The sequence below is a fragment of the Roseovarius sp. genome (assembly GCF_965277045.1).
In the GTDB taxonomy this organism is placed as follows: domain Bacteria; phylum Pseudomonadota; class Alphaproteobacteria; order Rhodobacterales; family Rhodobacteraceae; genus Roseovarius.
This window is the reverse complement of record NZ_OZ255712.1, coordinates 2,424,938-2,448,426: the sequence shown is the minus strand read 5'-3', so window position 1 is coordinate 2,448,426 and position 23,489 is coordinate 2,424,938. Positions and strand designations below refer to the sequence as shown.

Sequence of the window (23,489 nt, the reverse complement as noted above, 5' to 3'; positions counted from 1 at the left end):
AGCCTCAGTTCCCCCGTGCGATTTCACGGATGTCTTTCGACAGTTTCGAGATGCCTTGCAGGACAAGCAGCAGCCCGCCCATCACCATGACCCACTTCATCGGCCAAAGCGGCACTTCCCATTCGTTGAAGCTGATCTCGCCCCAGCGGATGTTGGGGTTGGTCCATTGGTCGAGGCCGAAGCCCGAGACCATCTCGCCAAAGGTGATCTGGCCGCGCGCCCAGTCGGAGACGACCGCGTTGCCCGACGGCACCGCGATGGCGTCCATGGCGAAGATCCACGAGGTGACCAGCAGGGTGCCCGCGAAGATGAAGAAGAAGATCGAGGTCAGCAGGTCGACCCACGCCTTGTTCTTTTTCCGCATCGGCGCATAGAAGATGTCCACGCGCACGTGGGTTTCCGTCAGCATCGCGTAGGCGCCCGAGATCAGGTATTGCATCCCGAACATCAGGTACATCGCCTCGTGCGCCCAGTTCGTGGGCGAGCCGAAGACGTAGCGGGCCAGCACCTCGTAATAATAGACGAAGACGGCGATGACGGCCCAGTAGGCCACGAATTCCCCGCAGAAGAGCGACAGGCGGTCGATCCAGTTCTCGGCATAGTCGCTGTCATGCTTTGGGCTTTCCTCCGCCTCGTGTGCGGCGAGGGCCTTTTCGGTCTCGGACACCTCCTCTGGCGGAATCTTTTCATTGGCGCGGCGCACCAGCATGGGCATCAGCAGAACGTCGATCGCCAGAAGGGCGAGGATGGCGTAGAACGCATAGCCTGCGGCGTTGTCCCACCAGGCGCGGGTGCGGAACGCCTCGATCTGTTGCGGGCGGATCTCTTCCAGCGTGGCCTGCGCCTGTTCAAGGCGGGCGGCGCCGCTATCGAGCGTGTCTTTCGCCCGATTCAGGCGGCGTTCGGCGGCGCGTTGGGTAAAGCTGCCTTCCTCCGCCTCGTCATAGGCGGCCTGAAGGTCGGGCAGATCGGCGCGGGCCTCTTCGACTCGGCCCTGTTCGCGGTCGATCACCCGCTGGGCCACGCGCAGGTCGTTGTCAAAGCCCGACAGGATGGTGCGGGCGTCCTGCGTCTGCGCGTTGGCGTAGAGGATGAACAGAAAGATCGGAATGAAGACCAGGCCCCACAGGCTTTTGAGGTAAAAGCGGTGCAGGCCGAGGATGCCGCCGGTGACGGCGATCATGTAGGCCAGCGGCAGGGTATAGCGTTTTTCTTCGGGCTGTGGTCGGCGCGACAGGATCATCGCGATGATGGGAAAGACGATCAGTCCCACCCAGTACAGCCAATGCGGCAGCGTGAAGCTGAGCCCCGGCATTGCGGTCCTCACTCGTTTAAGGCGTTGAAAAATGCCGCCCGGGCGTATGCGACACCCGGGCGGCGGATCGGTCGAGAGATCAGAGCTTGAGCTCGAGTCCGTCGGTCAGGGCCGGGTCCACGTAACCAAGCGAGCCGGACTGCATGTAATCAAGCTGAATCTTGAAGACACGCGCGGCTTGCGGGTCGCGATTGGCGTAGTCGAACCAGATCGGCACGGCGACCTCGGTCATCAGGGCCACGTCGTCTTGTGAAAGGCGGGTGACCTCGGTGCCGTCGGCCTCGAACTTTTCCCAGGCTTCCTGGTCGGCGGCCTGGATCGCGGCGTGGTGCATGTCGGAGTAAACATGGGTTTCCATCTCGACGAATTGCTTCATCTCGGGCGACAGGGCCTCCCACGCGTCCATGCCCACGGTGATGTCCATGGTGTCGACCGGCTGATAGAGCGACATGAAGCCCGGAGGGCCCATGACGATATAGTCGGTGACCTGGCTGAAGCCGAGCGCGTAGTTCACGGCGGGGCCCACGTAGTCGGCCACGTCGATGGTGCCCTTTTCCAGCGCCGGGAAGATTTCCGAGCCGGGCAGAACGGTGGTTTCGGCGCCGATCTCGTTGAAGATCTCGGCGACCATGCCACCCGGTAGGCGCATCTTGCGGCCTGCAAAGTCGTCGATCGAGCGGATCGGCACCTTGGAGTGGATGATGTTCGGGCCGTGGTGGACGGGGCCGACGAAATAGAGGCCCTGCGCGGCGTACAGCTCGCGCGCGATGTCGAGGCCACCCAGGCCGTAATAGAACACGTCGAATTCATGCGGGTTGCGCATGCCGAGCGGGATGGACGTCAGGAACGTGGCCGCCGGGATGATGCCCTGGGCGTAGATGGTGAAGGGGTTCACCGCTTCCAGAACGCCGTTCTTCACCGCGTCGTAAAGCTGGAAATCGCCGACGACGTCGTTGGCGCCGAAGGGCTGGAACGTCAGCTCGCCGCCGGTCTTTTCGGCGATGGTGCCGCACCAGTCCTTGAAGATCTGCAGACCGGCGCCGCCGGGCCAGCTTGTCTGGATTTTCCATGTGGTGCCGTTGGCCTGCGCCCCGGCGATATGCGGTGCGGCGAGCGTGGCGGCTCCCGCACCGGCAATGGTGCGCAGCGCGTTGCGCCGCGTGGTCAGTTTGTTGGTCATGTGTTTCCTCCCATTCGTGCCGGTCCTGTATTTTCAGGTTTCCGACGCGTCCGAGCGTAATGGCAAACCGGCAAATTGGTAAAGTGATATTTCCAATATGTGGTAATACCTAAGTCCCGGCCGCCCTGATCAAAAGGCCGGCCTGGCGCGCCCGACACGCGGTTTCATAGCCTTGCCTGAAGCGACGCGATACGGCCTATTCCGCGCGGTGGCAGGCGACGCGGGTCTGGCCCAGAAGGCGCATTTCAGGGCGCTCCTTGCTGCATCTGTCGATGGCGATGGGGCAGCGCGGGTGAAAGGCGCAGCCCGAGGGCGGGTTGATCGCGTCGGGAATCTCGCCCTTGGGCGGCTCGACCTCGCGCCCGAAGGCATCCATCCGCGGGGCGGCGTCGAAGAGCATCTGGGTGTAGGGATGCTTGGGGTCGGTGAAGAGCGCGTCGCGGGGCGCCTCTTCGACCAACCGGCCCAGGTAGAGCACGCCGATCCGGTCGGCCATGTGGCGCACCACGGTCAGGTCGTGGCTGATGAAGAGGTAGGTGAGGCCGAATTCCTCGCGCAGGTCGGACATGAGGTTGAGAACCTGGCTTTGCACCGAGACGTCGAGCGCGGAGGTGGGTTCGTCGCAGACGATGATCTTGGGCTCGGAGGCCAGCGCGCGGGCGATGCAGATCCGCTGGCGCTGGCCGCCGGAAAACTCGTGCGGGTACTTGGAGGCGTCGGCCGCCGAAAGCCCCACCTGTTCCAGCAGGCGCTCGGCCAGTCCTGAGGTGTCGCCACCCTTGGCAGCGACGGGCTCGGCGATGATGTCGCGCACCCGCCAGCGAGGGTTGAGCGAGGCGTAGGGGTCCTGAAAGATCATCTGGATCTCGTCGCGCACCGCCTCGATCTTGGCGGCGTCGGTCTCGGTCGCCAGATCGGTGCCATTGATCTGGACGCTGCCCTCGGAGGGCGGCGTGAGGCCGACGACGATCTTGCCGATGGTGGACTTGCCCGAGCCGCTTTCGCCGACGAGAGCGTAGACGCTGTTTTCCTCGATATCGAAGGACACGTCCGAGACGGCGGTCAGATAGGCCTTGTTCAACCGTTCGATCACCCGGTTCAGCCATGGTTTCGAGACGTCGAAGCGGCGGGTGAGGTTGCGGATGGAGATCAGGGCGCTCATGCGACGGTGTCCTCCTTTTGCGTGGTGCCGAGCGGGAACCAGCAGGCGGCGCGGCCGTCGCACGCCTCAAGGCTGGGGCCGGGATCGCGGCGGCATTTGTCCTGCGCGTATTCGCAGCGCGGGTGAAAGGCGCAGCCGTCGGGCAGGGCGCCCAGGCGAGGCATCGCGCCGGGGATCTGTTTCAGGCGCTTCTGGCCGACGCTGGCCAGCGGGGTCGAGGCCATGAGGCCCGCGGTATACGGGTGGCGGGCGTTGGTGATGACCTCGCGCACCGGGCCAAGCTCGGCCAGGCGGCCGGCATACATCACGGCGACGCGGTCGGCGGCCTCGGCGATCACGCCCATGTCGTGGGTGACCAGCATGACGGCGACGCCGCGTTCGCGACAGAGGCGTTTCAGCAGCGCCACGATCTGGGCCTGGACCGAGACGTCGAGCGCGGTGGTGGGCTCGTCGGCGATGACCAGTTCGGGCTCGGCGCAGAGGGCGAGGGCGATGACGACGCGCTGGCGCATGCCGCCGGAGAACTCGTGCGGGTAGCTGCCGATGCGGGCGGAGGCGGCGGGGATGCCGACCTCGTCCAGCGCCGCGATGGCGCGTTTGCGGGCCTCGTCCTGACCAACGTTCAGGTGTTCGGTGATGGTCTCGGTCAGCTGGTCGCCGATGGTCAGAAGCGGGTTGAGCGACGTCAGCGGGTCCTGAAAGATCATGCCCATATGCTTGCCCCGTAGGCGGCGCAGCTTGCTGCGCGGGATGTCATGGATGGGTTCGCCCTTCAGCAGGACCTCGCCGCCGGTGATGCGAGCGGGCGGATCCAGAAGGCCGATGACGGCGTTGCCGGTCATGGATTTGCCGGCGCCGGATTCGCCCACTACGCCCAGGATTTCGCCCGCGCGGATATCGTAGCTGACCTGGTCGACGGGGCGCAGGATGCCATGGCGCGTGGGGATTTCCACGGTCAGGTCGCGAACGGAGAGGACGGGGGTGTCTGTCATGCGGTTGCGTCTTTCGGCTGTCTCACGGGCATGTGTCCATGTTTTTCGGGACAGGAGGAGAGCGTGCTGTATCTTAAGGAATGGTCATGCGGCGCGCCTGCATGATGGTGAAACGCCACGGGGCGACGCCGGGATGAACCGCGCGAGGCCCGTGCCAGAGAGGGCAACGACGCAGAAACAGGAGAGTGCCCATGTGCCTGACCAGCGAAGCCTTCGCACTGTTCCTGACGATGATCGGGCCCGAGGTGGTGACCTCGGAACAGGCGAAAGTGACGATCCACGCGACCGATGGCGATGTCGAGTGGCACATCGTCGAGGACCGCTGGTGCACCGACGCGCGCAACACGGGCAGCACCGAGGGCTGAGCGCCTACCGGGTTTTGAAATGATCGGGAACTGCGCTGCGGTCATCTGAGCCTCGGGTTCAACGCGTCGCGCAGCCAGTCGCCCAGCAGGTTGATCGAGAGCGCCAGCGCCAGGAGCGTGCCGGCGGGGAAGAGCAGGATCCACCATTCGCCCGAGAACATGAACTCCTGCCCGATGCGGATGAGCGTGCCGAGCGAGGGTTTCGTGGGCGGGGCGCCGACACCGAGGAACGACAGCGTGGCCTCGGCGATGATGGCGAGCGCCAGCGAAATCGTGGCGATGACCAGCACCGGGTTCAGCACGTTGGGCAGGATATGCTTGAGCATGATGATGAAGGGCGAGCGGCCGATCAGGCGGGCGGCCTGGACGTATTCCTTGTTTTTCTCCACCAGCGTCGTGCCACGCACCACGCGGGCGAATTGCACCCAGTCGGAAAGACCGATGGCCAGGATCAGCACCCAGAGCGCCATCTGGTCGCGATAGGCGGGGGGCGTGATGCCCTTGGCTATGCCGAAGATCAGCATCGCGACGAGGATCGCCGGGAAGGTCAGTTGCACGTCGGCGATGCGCATGATGATCGTCTCGGTCCAGCCGCCCACGTAGCCCGCGATCAGGCCCAGCGTGACGCCGATCAGCATGGCGAGGAACACGGCGGCGAAGCCCACGAAGAGCGAGATGCGCATCCCGTAAAGGATGGTCGAGAACACGTCGCGGCCCTGGTCGTCGGTGCCCAGGATGAAGGTGTCGCCGGTAAAGGCGTTGGCCTCGCCCGGCGGGGTGAAGCCGTTCATCAGGTTGAGCGACGCGGGGTTGAACGGATCGAACGGCGCGATGAGCGGCGCGAAGATGGCCGACAGGATCAGGATCAGCACGACCGCGAAAGAGGCGATGGCCACCGGCGCGTGCCGGAAGGACCACATGAAATCGCTTTCCCAGATGCGGCGGAAGCGGCTGTCGCGGACTTTCGGCGCCGGGGGTGTGACGGGGGTATCGGTCATCAGTGGCCTCCTGCAGCGCTACGGTCCACGCGCAGGCGCGGGTCGATGGCAAAATAAAGCATGTCGACGATGAGGTTGATGCCCACGAACATGACAGAGATCATCATCAGGTAGGCGGCCATGACGGGGATATCGACGAACTGGATCGCGTTGATGAACAAGAGCCCGACGCCGGGCCACTGGAACACCGTTTCGGTGATGATGGCGAAGGCGATGATGCTGCCCAGCTGAAGCCCGGTGATGGTGATGACGGGCACCAGAGTGTTCTTCAGCGCGTGGCGAAAGTTGATGGCGCGTTCGCGGATGCCGCGGGCGCGGGCGAAGCGGATATAGTCCATGCGCAGCACCTCCAGCATTTCGGTCCGCACCAGCCGCATGATCAGGGTCATCTGGTAGAGGCCCAGTGTGATGGCCGGCAGGATCAGTGCCTGAAGGCCCGATTTCGTAAGAAACCCGGTGGACCAGCCGTTGACCCAGGTGACCTCGCCGCGTCCGAAGCTGGGCAGCCAGCCAAGCTCGACCGAGAAGACGTAGATCAGCAGGATGCCGATCAGGAAGGTGGGCAGCGAGACCCCGATCAGGGACAGCGTCATGATGACATTGGCCGAAATCCCGCGCCTTCGGATCGCGGTGTAGATGCCAAGCCCGATCCCGCCGATCAGCGCCAGAAGTCCCGACACGAAGGCCAGTTCCAGCGTGGCGGGCAGGCGTTCGATCAGGATATCGGCGACGGGGCGCCCCTGCCGGTAGCTGAGGCCGAAATTGCCCTGAACGGCGTTGGTCAGGAACTTGTAGTACTGGACAACGAAATTCTGGTCGAGGCCGAGTTCCGAACGCAGCCGCTCGATATCGGCGACGGTGCGTTCCTGTCCCAGCATGTTGTCGACCGGATCGCCGACGAAGCGGAACATGGCGAAGGCCACGAGGCCCACCACGAGAAGCACAAGCGCGGACTGGGCCACGCGCCGGATGATGTAAGCTAGCATGTTTCGTCCCCGAAGCGGTCGTCACGCGCGGTTGTTTTGCTGGCTGTGACGGCAGGCGGGCGGCCCCGGAAGGCCGCCCGCGATTGGCTTAGTTCATCTCGAAGAACTTGAACTTGGGATCGTCCTCGGGGCTGACCTCGGTGCCGACCGCGTCGGTCATGCCCCAGTTCAGCACCTGGTGGTGGATCGGGATGTAGAGCTGTTCTTCCTGAACCACCTGCCAGATCTCGTTGATCGTGGCGTTGCGCGCCTCCAGATCGGTCTCGGAGGCAAGGCTGACGATCTTGGCGTCAAGATCGGGGTTCGAATAGCCCGTGCCGTTCCAGCTGCCGCGTTCGTCGCCGCGGGTGTGGACGAGGAAGTTGAAGATATATTCCGAATCGTAGGTCGGAACGCCCCAGCCCAGCATGTAGAAATCCGTCTCGCCGTTTTCGATGAGCGGGAAGTGCTGTGCCTTGGGCTTGGCATCCAGGTTCACGGTGACCCCGATCTGCGCCAGCATCCCCACGGCGGCCTGGCAGATCGCCTCGTCATTGACGTAGCGGTCATTCGGGCAGTCGAGCTGGATGCTGAAGCCGTCGCCATAGCCGGCCTCTTCCATCAGGGCCTTGGCGCCTTCGATGTCGGTGGTGGCGCTGCTGTCCATTTCCTCGTTCCAGCCGTTGACGAAGGGCGGGGCGATCATGCCCGCGGGCTGGGACTGGTCGCGCATGACGACCTGCTTGATGGCGTCGCGGTTGATGGCCATGGACATCGCCTTGCGCACCTTGGCATCGGCCAGAGGGTTGGCGCCATCGACATCGTCATTCTCGATATCGTCCGCGCCCATGTTCATGCCGAAGAAGATCACCCGGTTCTGCGGCGCGGTCTTGACCACGAGGCCGTCGGTGTCGCCGACGCGGCCAAGGTCCTGAACGGGAACGTCCTGGATAAAGTCGACCTCGCCCGAGAGAAGGGCGGCCACGCGGGTGGCGGCGTTCTGGATCGGGGTGTAGACGATTTCGGTCACGTCGAGGGGGAATTCGTCCTTGCCCCAGTAATTCTCGTTGGCTTCCAGCACGGTCTTCACGTCGGGTTCGCGGCTGACCAGGGTAAAGGCGCCGGTGCCGTTGGTGTTTGACGAGGCGAAGGTGGTTTCGCCGCCCGCCACGTCCTGCACGGCGACGGCGTCGTTCTCCTCGGCCCAGCCCTTGTCCATCATGAAGAGGTTGGTGAGATTGGCCGGAAGGATCGGGTTGGGGCCGTCGGTGACGAATTCGACGGTGTGGTCGTCAACGGCGCGCACCTCTTTGATCGAGGTCAGAAGTTCCTTCATCGCGGAGGTTTCGGACTTGGCACGGTTGATCGAGAACACCACGTCCTCGGCGGTGAAGTCGGCGCCGTCGTGATAGGTGACGCCCTGGCGCAGGTTGAAGACCCAGACGTTCGGATCGCCTTCCTTGGGTGCCCAGTCGGTCGCCAGAGCGGCCTGGAACTCGCCCGAGTGGTCGCGGATGATCAGCGGCTCGTAGATCTGGTGCGAGAGCGTGTGGGTCGGCCCTTCGTTCTGGGCATGGGGGTCGAGCGTCAGCGAGTCGCCCGCGCGGGCCCATCGCAGCGTTTCGGCCGAGGCGCCGGTCATCGCCGTGGTGGCGAGCAGAGCGGCGGCAAGGACTGTCTTGGTTTTCATGAATATCTCCCTGGATATCGCCCGGGTTGATCCTCGGGCTGATCCCGAAAACATAACTTAGTGTTCCGGCTCTGCAAGCAAACGAATGGGAAGATGCCTTCACGTCACGTGAAAAACGGAAGGCGAAACCGGCAGGACGGGCGTGGATGTGGGGTGACGCACGGGCGATATGGGCTATCCTTGGCGTGCGGGAGCCCGGTGGAAGAGGAACGGCGAAGACCATGAAGATGCGGCGGAAATCGGATTTGCCGACCAAGGTTTGCGCGGCCTGCGGGCGGCCTTTCGCCTGGCGCAAGAAATGGGAGAAGGTCTGGGACGAGGTGCGCTATTGCTCGGAACGCTGCAAGCGGGCGCGGGGCGGAAATTAGGCGAAACGGGCAAGGATCGGGTCGAGGTCGACCCTGGCGCGAAGCCGTTCGGCCAGCAGATAGCAGCCCAGAACCTTGCGCTGCAGCAAGAGCGTGTCGGTGGGCGGCGCGTGGATATCGACCTGCTCGTCGGCCAGAAGCAGCCCTTCGCGGCGCAGACGGGCCAAGAGACCGCAGGTGGCGAAATCGAGCGTGCCTCCCTGGCGCAAAGGCTCGGCGGCGATCCCGAAGAGCCGCAGGATATGGGCGCGGTCCGTGGCGGATGTGTCGGTGCCGACGAGGCCGATGGCGATCATTGGATCCCAGGCCGCATCGTCGTCGCCGCCGAGCGCGGCGTTGAAGAGGGCGCGGTAGCTGCCCACGCGCCCGGGCTCGAATTCCAGACTCGCGCCGAAATCGAGCAGGACGATCCGGCCCGTGTCGGGCTGATAGCGGTAGTTGGCGAAGTTGGGGTCGGTCTGCATGTCGTGCAGCTCGAACAGTTCGCGCAAGGTGAGCGTGATGAGCGCCGTGGCGATGCGGTCGCGGGTGGACTTGTCCATGTCGGAGGCGGCGTCGATGCTCTGGCCTTCGACATAGGTCATGGCGAGGATGTCGCGTGTGCTGAGGTCGTGCTGGACCTCGGGCAGTATGAAATCGCTATCGTCGGCAAGATGGGCGCGGAAACGGGTGAGGGCGGCGGCCTCGCGCGTGTAATCCGTTTCCTCGTGCAGTTGCGCTGCGGCGTCGGTCAGCAGGCGGTCGGTGTCGAAGCTGGCGGGCATCATGCCGGAGCGGCGCAGGATCAAGCCAAGGTTGCGCATGTCGCTGTCGATGCTGTCGCGGATGCCGGGGTATTGCACTTTGATCGCAAGGTCGCGGCCATCGCGGGTCTGGGCGCGGTGCACCTGTCCGATGGAGGCCGCGGCGATGGGGTGCACGTCGAACCGTTTGAAATGGCGCAGGAAGTCGCGGCCCCAATTGGCGGCCAGCACTTTCTTGAGCTGCGCGGGCGGCATGAAATGCGCGTCGGCGCGCAGGCGGGCTAGGATGTCGGCCAGCTCGGGCGGGAGCATGTCGGCGGTTTCCATCGACAGAAGCTGTCCCGCTTTCATGGCGGCGCCGCGCATGTTGGCCAGATGATCTGCGACGCGGGTCACGTTGGAGGGTGTCATCAGCAGGTCTTGGAGCCGGGGCTTGCGGCCGCGCAGCAGGTCCCATCCGCCTCGGGTTGCGACGTTGCCCGCCAGTGCGGTGGCCATACCGCCGGTCCGTGCCATGCGGTTGAAGCGTCCGGTTGGAACGCGGGCGGCGCGTTTGCGGTCAGGCGGGTTCTGATCGTTCATCGCGTCCCCTCGGTGCGGTCTTCCAGCCGTGGGCCGAGGAGACGGACAAGCGCCGGGCGCAGCCGCAGGAAGGCGCGGTAGGCCAGTTCGGCCACCGGCACGACGCCGGGGATGCGCGACAGCCTGGCAAGGTGGCGCCAGCCGGGAAGGCGCTTCCAGACCTCAAAGAAGCCGGCGGCGCCGGACACGAGCGCGCCATCGGGGCGGCGGGTGTGGAACCGGCCCATTGCGGCCTCGCGGTCAAGGTCGGGTGCCGGATCGTCGGCGCTGCGCGAGATATCGGTGAAGGCGATGCGGCCTGCCCGGTCGCGTTTGCGGTAAAAACCGATCTCGGCACGGCAGAGCGGGCAGGAGCCGTCGTAATAGACCGTCAGTCGGGGATCGTTTTCGCCCGTCACGGTCAGCCCGCGTCCTTGCCCAGATCGGGCGCGCGTTTGAGTATGCGCTGGAGGGTGCGGCGGTGCATGTTCAGCAACTCGGCGGTCTTGGTGATGTTGCCGTCGGTGCGTTCAAGGAAGCGTTCGATGTGCACTCGCTTGGCCTCTTCGGGCGAAATCGGGTTTTCCGGTGCTGGGGGCTGGACCCCTTCGGCGGCAAGCAGGGCATCTACGATCTCGTCGCCGTCGGCGGGCTTGGCGAGATAGTCGATCGCGCCGAGCTTCACGGCGGCGACCGCCGTGGGTGTGTCGCCATAGCCCGTCAGGACAAGGGCGCGGGCCGACTTGCGCTGTTTCTTGAGCATCTCGATCACCTCGAGCCCGGAGCCTTGGCCGAGATGGAGGTCGATGATGGCGAAGGCCGGCTGACGGGCCTCGATCGCGGCAGCGGCCTCGGCCACGGTGCCGACCGGGATCGGATCGAAGCCGCGGCTGGCCATGACCTTGGACAATTGCTCGCGGAAGACGTCGTCATTCTCGACGATCAGGAGCGTGGTGTCTTTGGGTAGCTGTTTCATATCATCCTCTCTGCACGTGATACGTGCGGGCGGCGCGGTTGGATGACCGCCGGGGCCGGGGTGCGACAGTTTGCGCAAGGCGTGGCCCGAAATGCCGACGGCGCCCCGGGGGAACCCGGAGCGCCGTCTGTTTTTGCACGTTTTGGCAATGGCTTAGCCCGGTTGCACCCGGTCTGCATCCATCACCTTGGCCCATGCCTTGACGAAGTCCTTGACGAACTTGCCGCCATTGTCGGCCTGGGCATAGACCTCGGCCTGGGCGCGCAGCTGCGAGTTGGAGCCGAAGACGAGGTCGCAACGGGTTGCGTCCCACTTCTTGTCGCCGGTCTTGCGGTCCTTCCCGACGAAGGTCATGCCCTTGTCATCGGTGGCTTCCCAGACGGTGCCCATGTCCATCAGGTTGACGAAGAAGTCGTTGCTGAGCGTGCCCGGACGGTCGGTAAAGACGCCATGCGCGGTGCCGCCGTAGTTGGTGCCCAGCATCCGCAACCCGCCGATCAGAACGGTCATCTGCGGAGCCGACAGGCCGAGCAGATGCGCGCGGTCGATCATCAGTTCCTCGGCGGAAACCGTGAAGTCGCCGGAGAGGTAGTTGCGGAACCCGTCAGCCTGCGGCTCCATGATCTCGAAGGACTCGGCGTCGGTCATCTCGTCGGTGGCGTCGGTCCGGCCCGGGGCGAAGGGCACGGTGACCTCATGACCGCCCGCCTTGGCCGATGCTTCGACAGCCGCGTTGCCGGCCAGAACGATGAGGTCGGCCATCGAGATCTTCGTGCCGCCGGAGGCCGACGCGTCGAAGTCGGCCTTGATGCCTTCGAGCACCTTCAGGACCTTCGTCAGCTGCTCGGGCTGGTTGACCTCCCAGTCCTTTTGCGGGGTCAGGCGAATGCGGGCACCGTTGGCACCGCCGCGCATGTCAGAGCCGCGGAAGGTCGAGGCCGAGGACCATGCGGTATAGGCCAGTTCAGAGACCGACAGACCGGAATCGCGGATCTTGGCCTTGAGCGTTTTCACGTCCGCCTCGTCGACCAGCGGGTGATCGACCTCGGGCACCGGATCCTGCCAGATCAGCACCTCGTCGGGTACCTCGTTGCCCAGATACATGTTGCGCGGGCCCATGTCGCGGTGGGTCAGCTTGAACCACGCGCGGGCGAAGGCGTCCGCGAACTCGTCGGGATTGGCATGGAAGTGGCGCGAGATCTTCTCGTACTCGGGATCCATGCGCATCGCCATGTCGGCGGTGGTCATCATGATGTGCTGGTTGCGGGTCGAGGGGTCCTCGGGATCGGGGGCCATGTCCTCGGGCCTTTGATCCTTGGGCTGCCATTGCCACGCGCCGGCGGGGCTTTTGACCAATTCCCATTCGTAGCCGAAGAGCACGTCGAAATAGCCCATGTCCCACTTTGTGGGGTTGGGCGTCCACGCGCCTTCGATGCCCGAGGTGATGGCGTCGCGGCCCTTGCCGGAGCCGTAGGTCGAGAGCCAGCCGAAGCCCTGGGCCTCCATCGCGCCGGCCTCGGGTTCGTTGCCCACATGTGAGGGGTCGCCTGCGCCGTGCGCCTTGCCGAAGGTGTGGCCGCCGGCGGTGAGCGCGACAGTTTCATAATCGTTCATCGCCATGCGCGAGAAGGTTTCGCGGATGTCGCGGGCCGAGGCCAGCGGATCGGGCTGGCCGTCGGGGCCTTCGGGGTTGACGTAGATCAGGCCCATCTGCACGGCGGCAAGCGGGTCTTCGAGCTTGCGCTCGCCGGAATAGCGGCTGTTGGGCTTGTCGGAGGTGGCGAGCCACTCTTTTTCCGACCCCCAATACACGTCTTCCTCGGGCTCGAACACGTCCTTGCGACCGCCGCCGAAGCCGAAGATCGGGCCGCCCATGGATTCGATGGCGACGTTGCCGGCGAGGATCATCAGGTCGGCCCAGGAAACGGCGTTGCCGTATTTCTGCTTGATCGGCCAGAGCAGGCGACGGGCCTTGTCGAGGTTGCCGTTGTCGGGCCAGCTGTTGAGCGGGGCAAACCGCTGGGTGCCCGAGCGCGAGCCGCCGCGGCCGTCGGACGTGCGGTAGGTACCGGCCGAGTGCCATGCCATGCGGATGAAGAACCCGCCGTAGTGGCCATAGTCGGCGGGCCACCAGTCCTGGCTGTCGGTCATCAGGGCGTGCAGGTCTTTCTTGAGCGCGTCCATGTCGAGGCCCTTGAAGGCTTCGGCATAGCTGAAGTCCGGACCCATGGGATCGGATTCAGGGGTGTTCTGATGCAGGATCTTGAGGTTCAGCTGGTTCGGCCACCAATCGCGGTTGGACTGGACGCTGAACCGCGTCGCACCATGCATGACCGGGCATTTGCCGGAATTTTCGAGATCGTTGCCGTCCATAGAGTCTCTCCCAGGGTTTGCTGTCTGACGTTGCCCGGATGCGCGTGATCCGGGCCGATTGCTTCGTGAGAAGACGTAAGCATTGCCGCGCGCGATGCAACGCGGGAATCGCTCCTCCGGGCAGACCATAGCAAGGCAATTCAATGAGAATAAGTTGCATTTATTGATTGGATTGATAAATATTTATTATGAAAAACCTGTCGCTGAAACAGTTGCGCTATTTCGAGGTACTGGCCCGGGTCGGCCATTTCGGGCAGGCTGCCGAGATCTGCGCGGTGACCCAGCCGGCGCTGTCGGTGCAGATCAAGGCGCTGGAGGCTTCGGCAGGCGCGGCACTGTTCGAGCGTACCACGCGCGAGGTGCGGCTGACCGGATTCGGCGCAGAGTTCGCCGAGCGTGTGCGCGAGATCCTGCGGTCGGTCGATGAGCTGTCGGACCTTGCGCGCAAGGCGCAGGAGGGGCTGAGCGGGCGGCTGCGGCTGGGGGTCATCCCGACGATTGCGCCGTACCTTTTGCCACGATTCCTGACGCGGCTGGGCGCGGAATTTCCCGACTTGGACGTGCAGGTGCGCGAGAGCATCACGCCGCGCCTGATTGCGGAACTTGGCGAGGGCGGGCTGGACCTGGCGATCGTGGCGCTGCCGGTGTCGGAGCGGTCGCTGGAGGAATGCGCGATCTTCGAGGAGCCGATGATGCTGGTGCGGCCAGAGGCCGAGGCGGAGGCGCCGGTGCCGGAGGTGACAGAGCTGCACACGCGGCGGCTGTTGCTGCTGGAAGAGGGGCATTGTTTCCGCGACCAGGCGCTGGCCTTTTGCAACATTCCGGGCGGCGGGCCGCGCGACGGTCTGGAAGGCACGTCGCTGTCGACGCTGGTTCAGATGGTGGGCGCGGGCATGGGCATCACCCTGATCCCGGAAATGGCGGTGCCGGTGGAAACCCGGTCGGCCCCGGTGTCGGTGGCGCGGTTCCGCGACCCGCAGCCGACGCGGCGGGTCGGCATGGTGTGGCGCAGGACCAGCCCGCTGGCCGACCGGTTCCGGGCCATTGCGGACTTGCTGGCGCCGGGGGCGTCCGAACCGCCCGAGGCGGTTCAGTAGTCCTTTTCGAAGAAGATGCCGACGCCGGTATTGCCGGTGGTACTGGTCGAGCCCTTGACCGTCACGTTCCGACCGATGTCGAGGTTCAGGTTGATCTCCTGGTTGCCTTCGCTGTCGGCGGTGACCTCGGAATAGAGGTTTTCCGACAGGTAGGCGCCGGCGGTGACCTGCGTCGCGCCGTCCTCGGAGGTCGATACGTCGAGATCGCTGAGGCCGAGCGCGCCACGAATGTCCAGACCGCCCGAGCGCTGGCCCGACAGGGTGGCGGCGGCGGCGACAAGCTGGGCCGCCTGGAAGGCCGATATGTCGTCGAGCCCGCGTCCGAAGAGCAGGCGCGCGACGGCCTCGTCCTGGGGCAGGTCGGGGACGGATTCGAAGGTGACGGAGGGCGAACTGGCCAGCCCCTCGATGATGGTGCGCACCAGGATGCCGTCATTTTCCGTTTCGGCCACGAAGCGCAGGTAGGGGTCGAGCGCGCCGCGCAGGTCGATGACCCCTTCCGTCAGCTCGAGGCGGCGGCCGAGAATGTCGAGCCGTCCGCGAATGAGCTCGAAGAGGCCGCTGGGAACGACATCGGCCGTGGTCCCCTGAAGGCGGACGCGGCCGCCCAGTTCGGCGTCGAGGCCGCGCCCGCGCACGAAGATGCGGTTGGGGGCGTTGATCACGAGGTCGAGCGGAAAGGCCACGGGCGTGCCGCCACGTTCCTGGCCGATGATGCCGGCGCGGGTCCGGGTCTGGCGCACGGCGGCGGGCTCGCCGATATGCGTGATCTCGGGGATGTCGCCCGGCGAGCGCGTACCGCTGCCCGAGGGCACCCGCAGTTCGGTGCGGCCCAGGTTGACTATGCCGGCAATGGCCGCGCCGCCGGTGAGCGGGCCGTTGATGCCGACCTGGCCCGACAGGGTGGTGCTGTAGAGGTCGGGGTCGGTGACGACAAGATCGTTGAGCGCGGCTTCGAGATTGGCGTTGAAAGGGGCGGACAGGGTGATCGGGCCGCGCACGCGGAAATTGCCGCCAGTGCCCATGGAGGCTGTGATGTCGGTCTCGGCCCGGCCCGAGGCGAGGCGCACGTCGCCGCCGATGCCGGTGATGGCGGTCGAGAGGCTCGGCAGGGCGAGCCGGCCGTTCGAGACGTTGATTACACCCGACAGGGAACTCAGGGCGGGCGGGCCGGTGACGCTGAGGTCGAAGTTGGCGAGGCCTGTGATGGAACGTGGCGCAAGAAACGGGTTGGCCAGTGCCAGGGGCGCGGAGCCGTTGACGTCGATGTCGAGGCTGTTGCCGTATCCGTTGATCGACCCGTTGACGCGGGCATTGGTACCGCCCGGGCCGGACGCGTCGAGCGACAGGCGGATCTGTTCGCCGGTCCGGTCGACGATGGTGACCGTGCCGTTGGCCGAGACCGCGCCGGGGAATTCGGGGACAAAGATGCCAAGGTCAGCAAGTCTTGCCGACAGGTTGACCGGGGCGCCCGGGCCGCTGCCCTTGGCGTCAACGGTCACGCGGGGTGTCTGGATGTCGATGTAGCGGATGCCGGGCGCGGACTCGCCCAGGGCGACGGAGGCGCGCGCGTCGATGCTGCCGGCGATCAGCTGGTCGAGCTGGGCGATGCCGGTGCGCAGGTTCGAGCCGTCGATATCGGTGGTGATGTCGAGCGTGCGGCCGCGAACCTGTCCCGATCCTTCGAGGGTCATGTCGAGGCTGCCGGTCAGCGGACGGTTCAGGAGCGGCGCGAGGCGCGACAGGTCGCTGGCGTTGAGGGTCATCTGGCCTTCGACCGGCAGCAGCGTGTCCTCGGGGAAGAACGCGCCGGTGGCCGAGAGCGTCGTTCCGGCGCCCGAGGCGTCGAGACGCGATATGGTGACGGCGCCGCCCTTTTCCCAGGTCGCGGCGGCGTCGAGGGTGGCGGGGCCGGACATGCGCGGCTCGATCCGGGCAAGTTCGGCGATGGCGGCCTTTACGGTCAGTTCGCCATCGTCGGAATCAAGCCGTCCCGAGGCGTCGGCCTCGAGCGCAGGAGTCCGCACCGAGAAGCGGTCCAGAACGGTGCCGTCGGTGTCGCGTTGCGCGGCGACGGACAGCGTGCCCGCGCCGGCCATCAGAGCGTCGACACGCGGCTCGCCGATTTCGACGTCGTTGGTTTCGGCGTCGAGCACGATGTCGAACGCGCCGCCACGGATGCGGCCGGAGCCTTCGAGGACTACGGTCGCGGCGCCGTCCAGATCGCGGCCGGCGAGTTGGGCAAAGCGCGACAGGTCCGTCGCCGCCATCGTGATCTTGCCCTCGGCAGGCAGGTTGGGGTCTTCGGGGAAGACCGCGCCGCTGCCTGTCAGCGTGGCGTCCGCCAGGGTGGCTTCGAGAGCGGAGATGTTAAGCGCGTCGCCCGAGCTCCAGTTGATCGAGGTGGTAAGGGTGGCCGGGCCGGAGAGCGTGGGCTCGACCTGGGCCACGTTTTGCAGCCGGGCCTCGATATCGAGTTGGCCGTCATCGGAATCGAGCCGGCCCGAGGCGTTGGCGGCGAGAGCCTGTGTCTGGATGGTCAGGCGTTCCAGCACGGTGCCGGTGGTGTCGCGGCGCGCGGCGAGCGCTAGCGTTCCCTGTCCGGTCATCAGGGGATCGAGGCGGGGCTGGCCGATGGCAAGGTCATTGGTTTCGGCCTCCAGTTCGATGTCGAACGCGCCGCCCAGGAGCGTGCCGGTGCCTTCGAGCGTTGCGTTGGCGGCACCGGAAATGTCCTGGTTCGAGATGGCGGCGAAACGCGAGAGGTCGGCGGCGTTGAGCGTGGCGCTGCCGGTGAAGGGGAAGCCGTCTTCGAGGCTTTCCAGTTCACCATCGGCGGTGAGGGTGACGTTGCCGCTTGCGACGTCGAGCGATTCGATGACCAGCGGCTGGTCCTGTTGCCACGCAAGGGTCATCGTGCCCGAGGGCGCGGTGCCGATGGCCTCGGCCAATGCGGGATCGGAATGATCCACGCCTTCGGCGTTGAAACTCAGGTCGCCGGAAAAGGACCTGTCCGGGGCGTCGGTGATCCGGCCCGTCCCCGAGAGCGTGGCGCGATCCACGCTCAGCCCGTCTTGCAGCAGATCGACAATCTGGACCTCGGCCCGCCAAGCATCGTCCTGGGCAGCGTCGAAGCTGGCGTTGAGCCGGGCGTTCTGAAGGGTGGTGGGCGCGCCGGACACGGGCAGGCGGACTACCTCACCGTCGTCGCTGCCGATGCGGCCCTGCAATTGCAGGGTTTCGGGCCATCCCGATGCGGAGAGGGCGAGGTTACCCTGAAGCTCGAGCGCCTCGGACCGGATGGAAAGCTCGTCGAGCACGAGACGTCCGCTGGACTGCGACTGGCCGGAAACGGCAAGCGCCGTGGCCTCGCCGAAGAACGGCTGGAACTGCTCTTCGAAGAGCGGGCGCAGGTCGCCGTCGAGGTCGGCGGCGAAGGTGTAGCCCTGGGTGTCGTCGCCGTCGATGGCGCCGACATTGACCGTGCCGCCGAAGCGTTCTTGTCCGTCAGAGCTGAGCAGGATGCGGGCCGAGAAATCCGACAGCGGAGCGTCGCCGGCCACCTGCAGGCGCAGGGCAGGCGTATCGGGAATGCCCAGCAGGGTGGAGACGATGCCTTCGGGGCCTTCCTGAAAATCGAGATCGAGGGCGAGGACGCGGCTTTCGTTCTCGAAGGAGCCTTCGAAGGTAAGGCTGTCTTCACGATCCAGTCGCTGGATGGCGAGGTTTGCGGCGCCTTGCCCGTCGGCAAGGTTGACGCTGCCTTCCAGCGACAGCTGAGCCGGTTCGCCGAGAACGGACTCGCCGAGTTCGACCGTCTCGATCTGAACCAGTTCGACATTCACCGAGACCGGCAATTCGGGCAGGGCGAACTGGGTCGCCTCGGCGTCGTCGGTGCTGACGGATTCGCCACCCGAGGGCAGACGTTCGAGGATGACTTCGGCGGCGGTCAGTTCGTCGACCTCGAGCCGGCCGCGCAGCAAGGCGGACCGGGACCACACGAGCGAGGCATCGCGAAGGGTCAGCCAGACGCCGTCCTCGTCGGCGATGGTCAGCGACTCGAGCGTGGCATTGGACGACAGCGCGCCGCGAAATCCGGTGACGGTTACGTCGCGGCCGGCGCCGGAGAGATTATCCTGCAGCCAGTCCTCGATGAAGGATTTGTCCTCTTCGGCCTGATCCTGTGCCAGAGCGGGTGCGGCCAGGCCAAGCGTGAGGACCATGAAAAGAAGAGAGAGCAGAGCGCGCATCAGAATGCCTGACCAATACCAATATAGAACTCGTAATCCTGGCCCGCGTCCCCGTCGAGCGGGGTGGCCACGTCAAAGCGGATCGGGCCGATGCCGGTATCGTAGCGCACGCCGAAGCCCGCGCCGGAGTGCCAGTCGCCGGTGCCGGAGCCGAAGCTGTCGCGGCCCACGTAGCCTGTGTCGGCAAAGCCCACCACCTGCCAGCTGTCGGCGACGCGGGCGCGCAACTCGCCCGACACGGCGAGGAACGACCGCCCGCCACTGGTGTTGCCGCCGCCGAGATCCACGCCAAGGGATTGATAGGGCTGGCCGCGCACGGTGTTGGACCCGCCGGAGAAGAACAGCATGTCGGGTGGTACGTCGAGCAGCGATGCGCCGGTCACCGAACCCAGCTGGGTGCGCCCGGCCAGCACGATCGTATCGTTTTCGCCGAAGCCCACATAGGTCCGCGCATCGGCGTAGAGGCGGAAGGCGGGATCGCCTGCATCCAGCGCCAGAAACGGTGTGGCTTCGAGCCCGACATAGACCCCTTCAGTCGCGTTGAGCGCGTCGTCGCGGTTGTCGAAGGTCAGCTTGCCAGGGAGCAGCAATAGTTCGTTGGTGCGCGAGCCGAGGTCGTCGTCGATTTCGGCATACTGGTAAGCGATGCCAAGCTCGCCCTCCAGCTCGTCGGAGAAGATGTGCGAGACACCGCCGCCGATTTCGAAGGTGGTCTGGCGGTATTCCTCTTCGTCCAGTTCCTCGATGCGTGCTTCGAGAAAGGCCGTGGTGTCGGGCGTGAAGGTTGCGGGACGTTCGAACCGGGCAGACAGGCGGTAGTCGATACCGCCCGAGTCGCCGCCGATGCCGCCGACCTCGCCCTCGATCCGAAAGCGTTCGGCGCCTCCCAGTAGGTTGCGGTGGAGCCAGAAGCCGCTGAGCGTCAAGCCTTCGAGCGAGGCGATTTCGGCGCCGAAGCCGATGCGACGCGGCTTGGCGTCGATCACTTCGGCCTGGATGTCGAGGGTGCCGTCGGGGTTGGGCACGGCGGCTTCGTTCAGCACGACCGAGCGAAAGGCGCCGGTGCGGCGCAGGCGCTGGCTGGCGTCCTCGAGTTCTTCCGGCGAGAAAACCTTGCCCGAGGGCAGGCCGGCGATGGCACGGATGCGGTTGGCCCGCACGGCGCTGGGGCGGGTGATCACCAGATCGCCGAAGCGCAGGCGCGGACCCGGCGAAAGACGGATGTCACTGGCGAGCGTGGCATTGCGATGATCGGCGGTGATCGACTGGCCGCTGAGTTCGACCTTGGCGTGGCCGGCCTCGCGCCAGCCGGTGACGCCGGCCTCGGCTGCGTCCGAAATGACCGTGGCGGCGGCGGGCTGTCCACGCGCGTAGCCCTCGGGAAGTTCGGTTTCGGGGGCCACAGGGCCGATAGCGGCGCGCGAGAACGTGAAGGGCGGGCCGGGCTGAACGATCACGTCGACGCGATTGATGCGGTTGGGGCCGGCGATGGGCGAGATGTCGGAAGCCTCGCGGCCGTCGACGCGAATGCTGACGACACCGCCGTAAAATCCCGCGTCGTAGAGCGCGCCGACCATGCGGGCATAGTCGGCCCGGGCGGCCGCCAGAATGTCTTGCGCTGTGGCGTCCTCGGAGTTCGCGGTCTCGACCGTGAGGGACGACCTGCTGAGATACTCTGCGATGCCCTGAGGCGCACCTCGAACCTGGACGGCGGCCTCGGTGGCCAAGGCGGCACGCACGCCGAGAGTTAGACAAACCAGCACAATCCAAGGCGTAACGCTACGAGACGGCAACAACAGGGCAGCTCCATTTCCGGGGCCCGTTTCGGCCCCACGTCAGTGAAGACGGGAAAAGGTTCGCGCAGGACCTGTCGATCGCCAGACCGCTTCCCCCATCAGGCAAGAGACTAGAACGGGTTTGGGCATATTCCCACCCGCGAAGTTCATTTATAGAGCACATTTGCGCCAGGGCATTGGGTATCGGCGGAAATTTTCCGAACTGCCGTTGACGTGGCGGCAGGCCGGGGGGCTTTCTTGCCGGAGGGGCCGCCGTGGGCGAGGAGGTCGGCGCAAGGACGCGTGAAACGGTGTTCGGGCGGCTTGCAGCACGGCGGTTGCAGGCACGGCCGCGTGTCGCAGAGACGTTGCCCATCGGTGGAAGAGGGAATATGAAAGCGGATAACCTTAAGGAATTCGAGCCGTTGACGCGCCAGTTGGTGGACACGCCGAAATATTCGCAGGTCCGGACGGTTGCGCTGGTGATCATCGCCTTTGCCGTCGTTCTTTTCCTGCTGGTGCAAGCCAGGTTCATCCTGATCTCGCTTGCCGTGGCCGTGATTCTGTTCACGCTGACGTCGGACGTGATCCGCCTGATCGCGCGGCAGAGCATCGGTCGGTTCCGCATTCCCAACTGGCTGGCGTCGCTGGCGGCGCTGATGATGATCTCGACCGCGTTGCTGATCCTGTCGTCGATCCTGCTGGCGCAGTTGAATACCGTTCTGGGCACGACGTTGTCCTATGCCGAACGCGCGCCGTCGGCTGTTGCGTCGCTCTTTGCGTGGATGGGCGAGGATGTGGAGCGCGCGGTGCTGAATTCGCTCAACAGTGTCGAGGTGTCCGGCTATGTCCGGACCGCGGCAGGGCAGGCGGGCGGCCTGATGCAGGGGACGGTGCTGGTGATCCTGTTCTTCGGCTTCCTGTTTGCCGAGCGCATCTGGTTCGGCACCAAGATGTCCAACTTCTTCGGCGATCCGGCGCAGGCGGAACGGGCCAACAAGATCTTCACATCGATCATCCACCGCGTGAATTACTATCTACTGATCAAGACGCTGGTCAGCGTGATCACGGGCGCGATGGTGTACCTGGTGGCGCTGGCCTTCGATATCGAGCTGGCCCTGTCGCTGGGCATACTGAACTACATTCCCAATATCGGCTCGATCATCGCAACCGGAATGGTGGCGCTGGTGGGGTACGTGGAAACCGGAGAGGCGTCCGTGACCGCGGGATTGTTCGTGATCACCGGCATCATCCAGTTCGTGAACGGCAATGTCATCGACCCGTGGCTGATGGGCCGGGCGCTGCGGTTGTCGTCCTTCGGGATCATTATCAGCCTGGCCTTCTGGGGCGCGGTCTGGGGCATTCCCGGCATGTTCCTGTCGGTGCCGATCATGGTGATGATGCTGGTCATTTGCAGCCATGTGCCGGGTCTGAGGAAGGTGGCCGTGCTGCTGTCGCGCGAGGGGCTGCCGGAAGGCGAGCGGGAACTGGACAGGCTGAGCGAGGAAATCGAGAGCCGCAAGGGCACCTGACCCGTGCGCGACGGTCGCAGAGCGCGGACCGCAACAGCCCTAGTAGATAAAGGTCTGTGAGGCCTGGCCCTCGATGCTCTGACCGCGATACATGCCTTCGCAGTTGAACGGCAGGGTGATGCTGCCATCCGCGCCGATGGCGATCAGGCCGCCCGAGCCGCCTATGGCGACGAGGTCCTTCATCACCACTTGCTCTGCGGCGTCCGTCACGTTTTGGCCTGCCAGCCGGATACGCGCGTCGATTTCGTGCGCGACGGAAAGGCGGATGAAAGCCTCGCCGTCACCGGTCGCCGAAACGGCGCAGCTGTCGTTGGCGGCGAAGGTGCCGGCACCGATCAGGGGGCTGTCACCGATGCGACCGGCACTTTTGGCCGTCATCCCGCCGGTCGAGGTGGCGGCGGCAAGGTTGCCCGCGCGGTCGCGGGCCACGGCGCCCACCGTGCCATGGCGGCGCGACGGATCATCGTCAAGCGTGCCGTCGGCCTCCATCCGCAGGGTTTCCTGCAGCGTGTCCCAGCGTTCCGGGGTGAAGAAATAACTTGTCTCCTCGAAGGGCAGGCCGGCCTCGCGGGCGACGGTCAGCGCCCCGTCGCCGGCCATGAGGACATGCGACGTACGCTCCATGACGGCGCGGGCGGCGTCGACCGGGTTTCGCGGGCCGCAGATGCCCGCCACGGCCCCGGCGCGACGGTCGCGCCCGTCCATGATGGCGGCGTCCATCTCGTGCGTGCCGGCGCGGGTGAAGACCGCACCGCGACCCGCATTGAAAAGCGGCTCGTCCTCGAGCGCGCGAACCGCGGCGGTGACAGCGTCAAGCGCCGTGCCGTCGGCTGCGAGCACGGACTCGCCGGCCGTCAGCACCCGCGCCAGGGCGGCGTGACAGGCCGCTTCACGCTCTTCGCTCATCTCCGCCCGGGGCAGGACCCCGGCACCACCGTGAATTGCCAGTGCGAATCCGTCGCTCATGTCTGGTTCCTGCCATCTTTTGCGCCGTTTTGGCGCGGTTTGGTTGCCAAGAATCCCACATAGCGCGGGAATCGTGACGTTGCGATCGCTTTTGCAGTTGCGGACTGTGGGTTACGTGACATTCTTGTGAACGGGATGGTAACATCCACAACATATAGATAATAGTCCAGCGATGGATGGA

Annotated in this window: 18 protein-coding genes; 4 read left to right on the top strand and 14 right to left on the bottom strand. The window is 65.5% G+C overall.

The window, feature by feature from the left end; genetic code table 11:
- Window positions 1–4 precede the first annotated feature (4 nt).
- The 4 genes from ACQY4V_RS12260 to ACQY4V_RS12245 all read right to left on the bottom strand — a co-directional run bounded on the left by ACQY4V_RS12260 (window position 5) and on the right by ACQY4V_RS12245 (window position 4,649).
- Window positions 5–1,315, bottom strand: coding sequence for a TRAP transporter small permease subunit (locus tag ACQY4V_RS12260; protein WP_428512068.1), 1,311 nt, complete (start codon window positions 1,313–1,315; stop codon window positions 5–7).
- 79 nt (window positions 1,316–1,394) lie between these two features.
- Window positions 1,395–2,495, bottom strand: a complete 1,101-nt coding sequence (gene dctP / locus ACQY4V_RS12255) for a TRAP transporter substrate-binding protein DctP (RefSeq protein WP_057796347.1) — start codon at window positions 2,493–2,495, stop codon at window positions 1,395–1,397.
- A gap of 196 nt (window positions 2,496–2,691) precedes the next feature.
- Window positions 2,692–3,657 (bottom strand): ABC transporter ATP-binding protein, encoded by a 966-nt coding sequence (locus ACQY4V_RS12250; RefSeq protein WP_428512066.1) that lies wholly within the window; start codon window positions 3,655–3,657, stop codon window positions 2,692–2,694.
- Window positions 3,654–4,649, bottom strand: a complete 996-nt coding sequence (locus ACQY4V_RS12245) for an ABC transporter ATP-binding protein (protein WP_428512064.1) — start codon at window positions 4,647–4,649, stop codon at window positions 3,654–3,656. The genes ACQY4V_RS12250 and ACQY4V_RS12245 overlap by 4 nt, the downstream gene beginning before the upstream one ends.
- 191 nt (window positions 4,650–4,840) lie before the next feature.
- Here ACQY4V_RS12245 and ACQY4V_RS12240 point away from each other — a divergent pair, with 191 nt between their 5' ends.
- The gene (locus ACQY4V_RS12240) at window positions 4,841–5,014 is read left to right on the top strand and encodes a hypothetical protein (RefSeq protein ID WP_428512062.1); all 174 of its coding nucleotides are present in this window, start codon (window positions 4,841–4,843) and stop codon (window positions 5,012–5,014) included.
- 41 nt (window positions 5,015–5,055) lie between these two features.
- Here the strand turns inward: ACQY4V_RS12240 and ACQY4V_RS12235 are convergent, their stop codons facing one another.
- The 3 genes from ACQY4V_RS12235 to ACQY4V_RS12225 form a co-directional block, all read right to left on the bottom strand.
- Complete coding sequence (locus ACQY4V_RS12235) at window positions 5,056–6,012, bottom strand: ABC transporter permease (protein ID WP_428512060.1); 957 nt, start codon at window positions 6,010–6,012, stop codon at window positions 5,056–5,058.
- Window positions 6,012–6,998, bottom strand: coding sequence for an ABC transporter permease (locus tag ACQY4V_RS12230; protein WP_057796339.1), 987 nt, complete (start codon window positions 6,996–6,998; stop codon window positions 6,012–6,014). The genes ACQY4V_RS12235 and ACQY4V_RS12230 overlap by 1 nt, the downstream gene beginning before the upstream one ends.
- An 88-nt stretch (window positions 6,999–7,086) precedes the next feature.
- Window positions 7,087–8,667 carry an ABC transporter substrate-binding protein gene (locus tag ACQY4V_RS12225; RefSeq protein WP_428512057.1) on the bottom strand — a complete coding sequence of 527 codons (1,581 nt, stop codon included), beginning with the start codon at window positions 8,665–8,667 and terminating at the stop codon, window positions 7,087–7,089.
- 221 nt (window positions 8,668–8,888) lie between these two features.
- On the opposite strand from ACQY4V_RS12225, the gene ACQY4V_RS12220 reads away from it, so the two are divergent.
- Window positions 8,889–9,035 carry a DUF2256 domain-containing protein gene (locus ACQY4V_RS12220; protein WP_428512055.1) on the top strand — a complete coding sequence of 49 codons (147 nt, stop codon included), beginning with the start codon at window positions 8,889–8,891 and terminating at the stop codon, window positions 9,033–9,035.
- Here ACQY4V_RS12220 and ACQY4V_RS12215 read toward each other — a convergent pair.
- The 4 genes from ACQY4V_RS12215 to katG form a co-directional block, all read right to left on the bottom strand.
- Window positions 9,032–10,360, bottom strand: coding sequence for an ABC1 kinase family protein (locus ACQY4V_RS12215; RefSeq protein ID WP_428512053.1), 1,329 nt, complete (start codon window positions 10,358–10,360; stop codon window positions 9,032–9,034). The two genes, ACQY4V_RS12220 and ACQY4V_RS12215, sit on opposite strands and share 4 nt — an antisense overlap.
- Window positions 10,357–10,758 (bottom strand): thiol-disulfide oxidoreductase DCC family protein, encoded by a 402-nt coding sequence (locus ACQY4V_RS12210; RefSeq protein ID WP_428512051.1) that lies wholly within the window; start codon window positions 10,756–10,758, stop codon window positions 10,357–10,359. The genes ACQY4V_RS12215 and ACQY4V_RS12210 overlap by 4 nt, the downstream gene beginning before the upstream one ends.
- Before the next feature lie 2 nt (window positions 10,759–10,760).
- The gene (locus ACQY4V_RS12205; RefSeq protein WP_428512049.1) at window positions 10,761–11,315 is read right to left on the bottom strand and encodes a response regulator transcription factor; all 555 of its coding nucleotides are present in this window, start codon (window positions 11,313–11,315) and stop codon (window positions 10,761–10,763) included.
- 153 nt (window positions 11,316–11,468) lie between these two features.
- Window positions 11,469–13,688: a catalase/peroxidase HPI gene (gene katG / locus ACQY4V_RS12200; RefSeq protein WP_428512047.1), complete on the bottom strand. Its 2,220-nt coding sequence runs from the start codon at window positions 13,686–13,688 to the stop codon at window positions 11,469–11,471.
- A 188-nt stretch (window positions 13,689–13,876) separates the two neighbouring features.
- Between katG and ACQY4V_RS12195 the strand changes: the two genes are divergently transcribed.
- Complete coding sequence (locus ACQY4V_RS12195) at window positions 13,877–14,785, top strand: LysR substrate-binding domain-containing protein (RefSeq protein WP_428512045.1); 909 nt, start codon at window positions 13,877–13,879, stop codon at window positions 14,783–14,785.
- On the opposite strand, the gene ACQY4V_RS12190 is transcribed toward ACQY4V_RS12195, so the two are convergent.
- Complete coding sequence (locus ACQY4V_RS12190; protein WP_428512043.1) at window positions 14,779–19,008, bottom strand: translocation/assembly module TamB domain-containing protein; 4,230 nt, start codon at window positions 19,006–19,008, stop codon at window positions 14,779–14,781. The genes ACQY4V_RS12195 and ACQY4V_RS12190 overlap by 7 nt on opposite strands.
- Before the next feature lie 26 nt (window positions 19,009–19,034).
- Window positions 19,035–20,774 (bottom strand): autotransporter assembly complex protein TamA, encoded by a 1,740-nt coding sequence (locus tag ACQY4V_RS12185; protein WP_428512041.1) that lies wholly within the window; start codon window positions 20,772–20,774, stop codon window positions 19,035–19,037.
- A gap of 428 nt (window positions 20,775–21,202) precedes the next feature.
- On the opposite strand from ACQY4V_RS12185, the gene ACQY4V_RS12180 reads away from it, so the two are divergent.
- Entirely contained in the window at window positions 21,203–22,342 is a 1,140-nt protein-coding gene (locus ACQY4V_RS12180) for an AI-2E family transporter (protein ID WP_428512039.1), read from the top strand.
- Window positions 22,343–22,381: 39 nt separating this feature from the next.
- Here ACQY4V_RS12180 and ACQY4V_RS12175 read toward each other — a convergent pair whose 3' ends face one another.
- Window positions 22,382–23,308, bottom strand: coding sequence for an isoaspartyl peptidase/L-asparaginase family protein (locus ACQY4V_RS12175; RefSeq protein WP_428512037.1), 927 nt, complete (start codon window positions 23,306–23,308; stop codon window positions 22,382–22,384).
- Window positions 23,309–23,489: the final 181 nt, after the last annotated feature.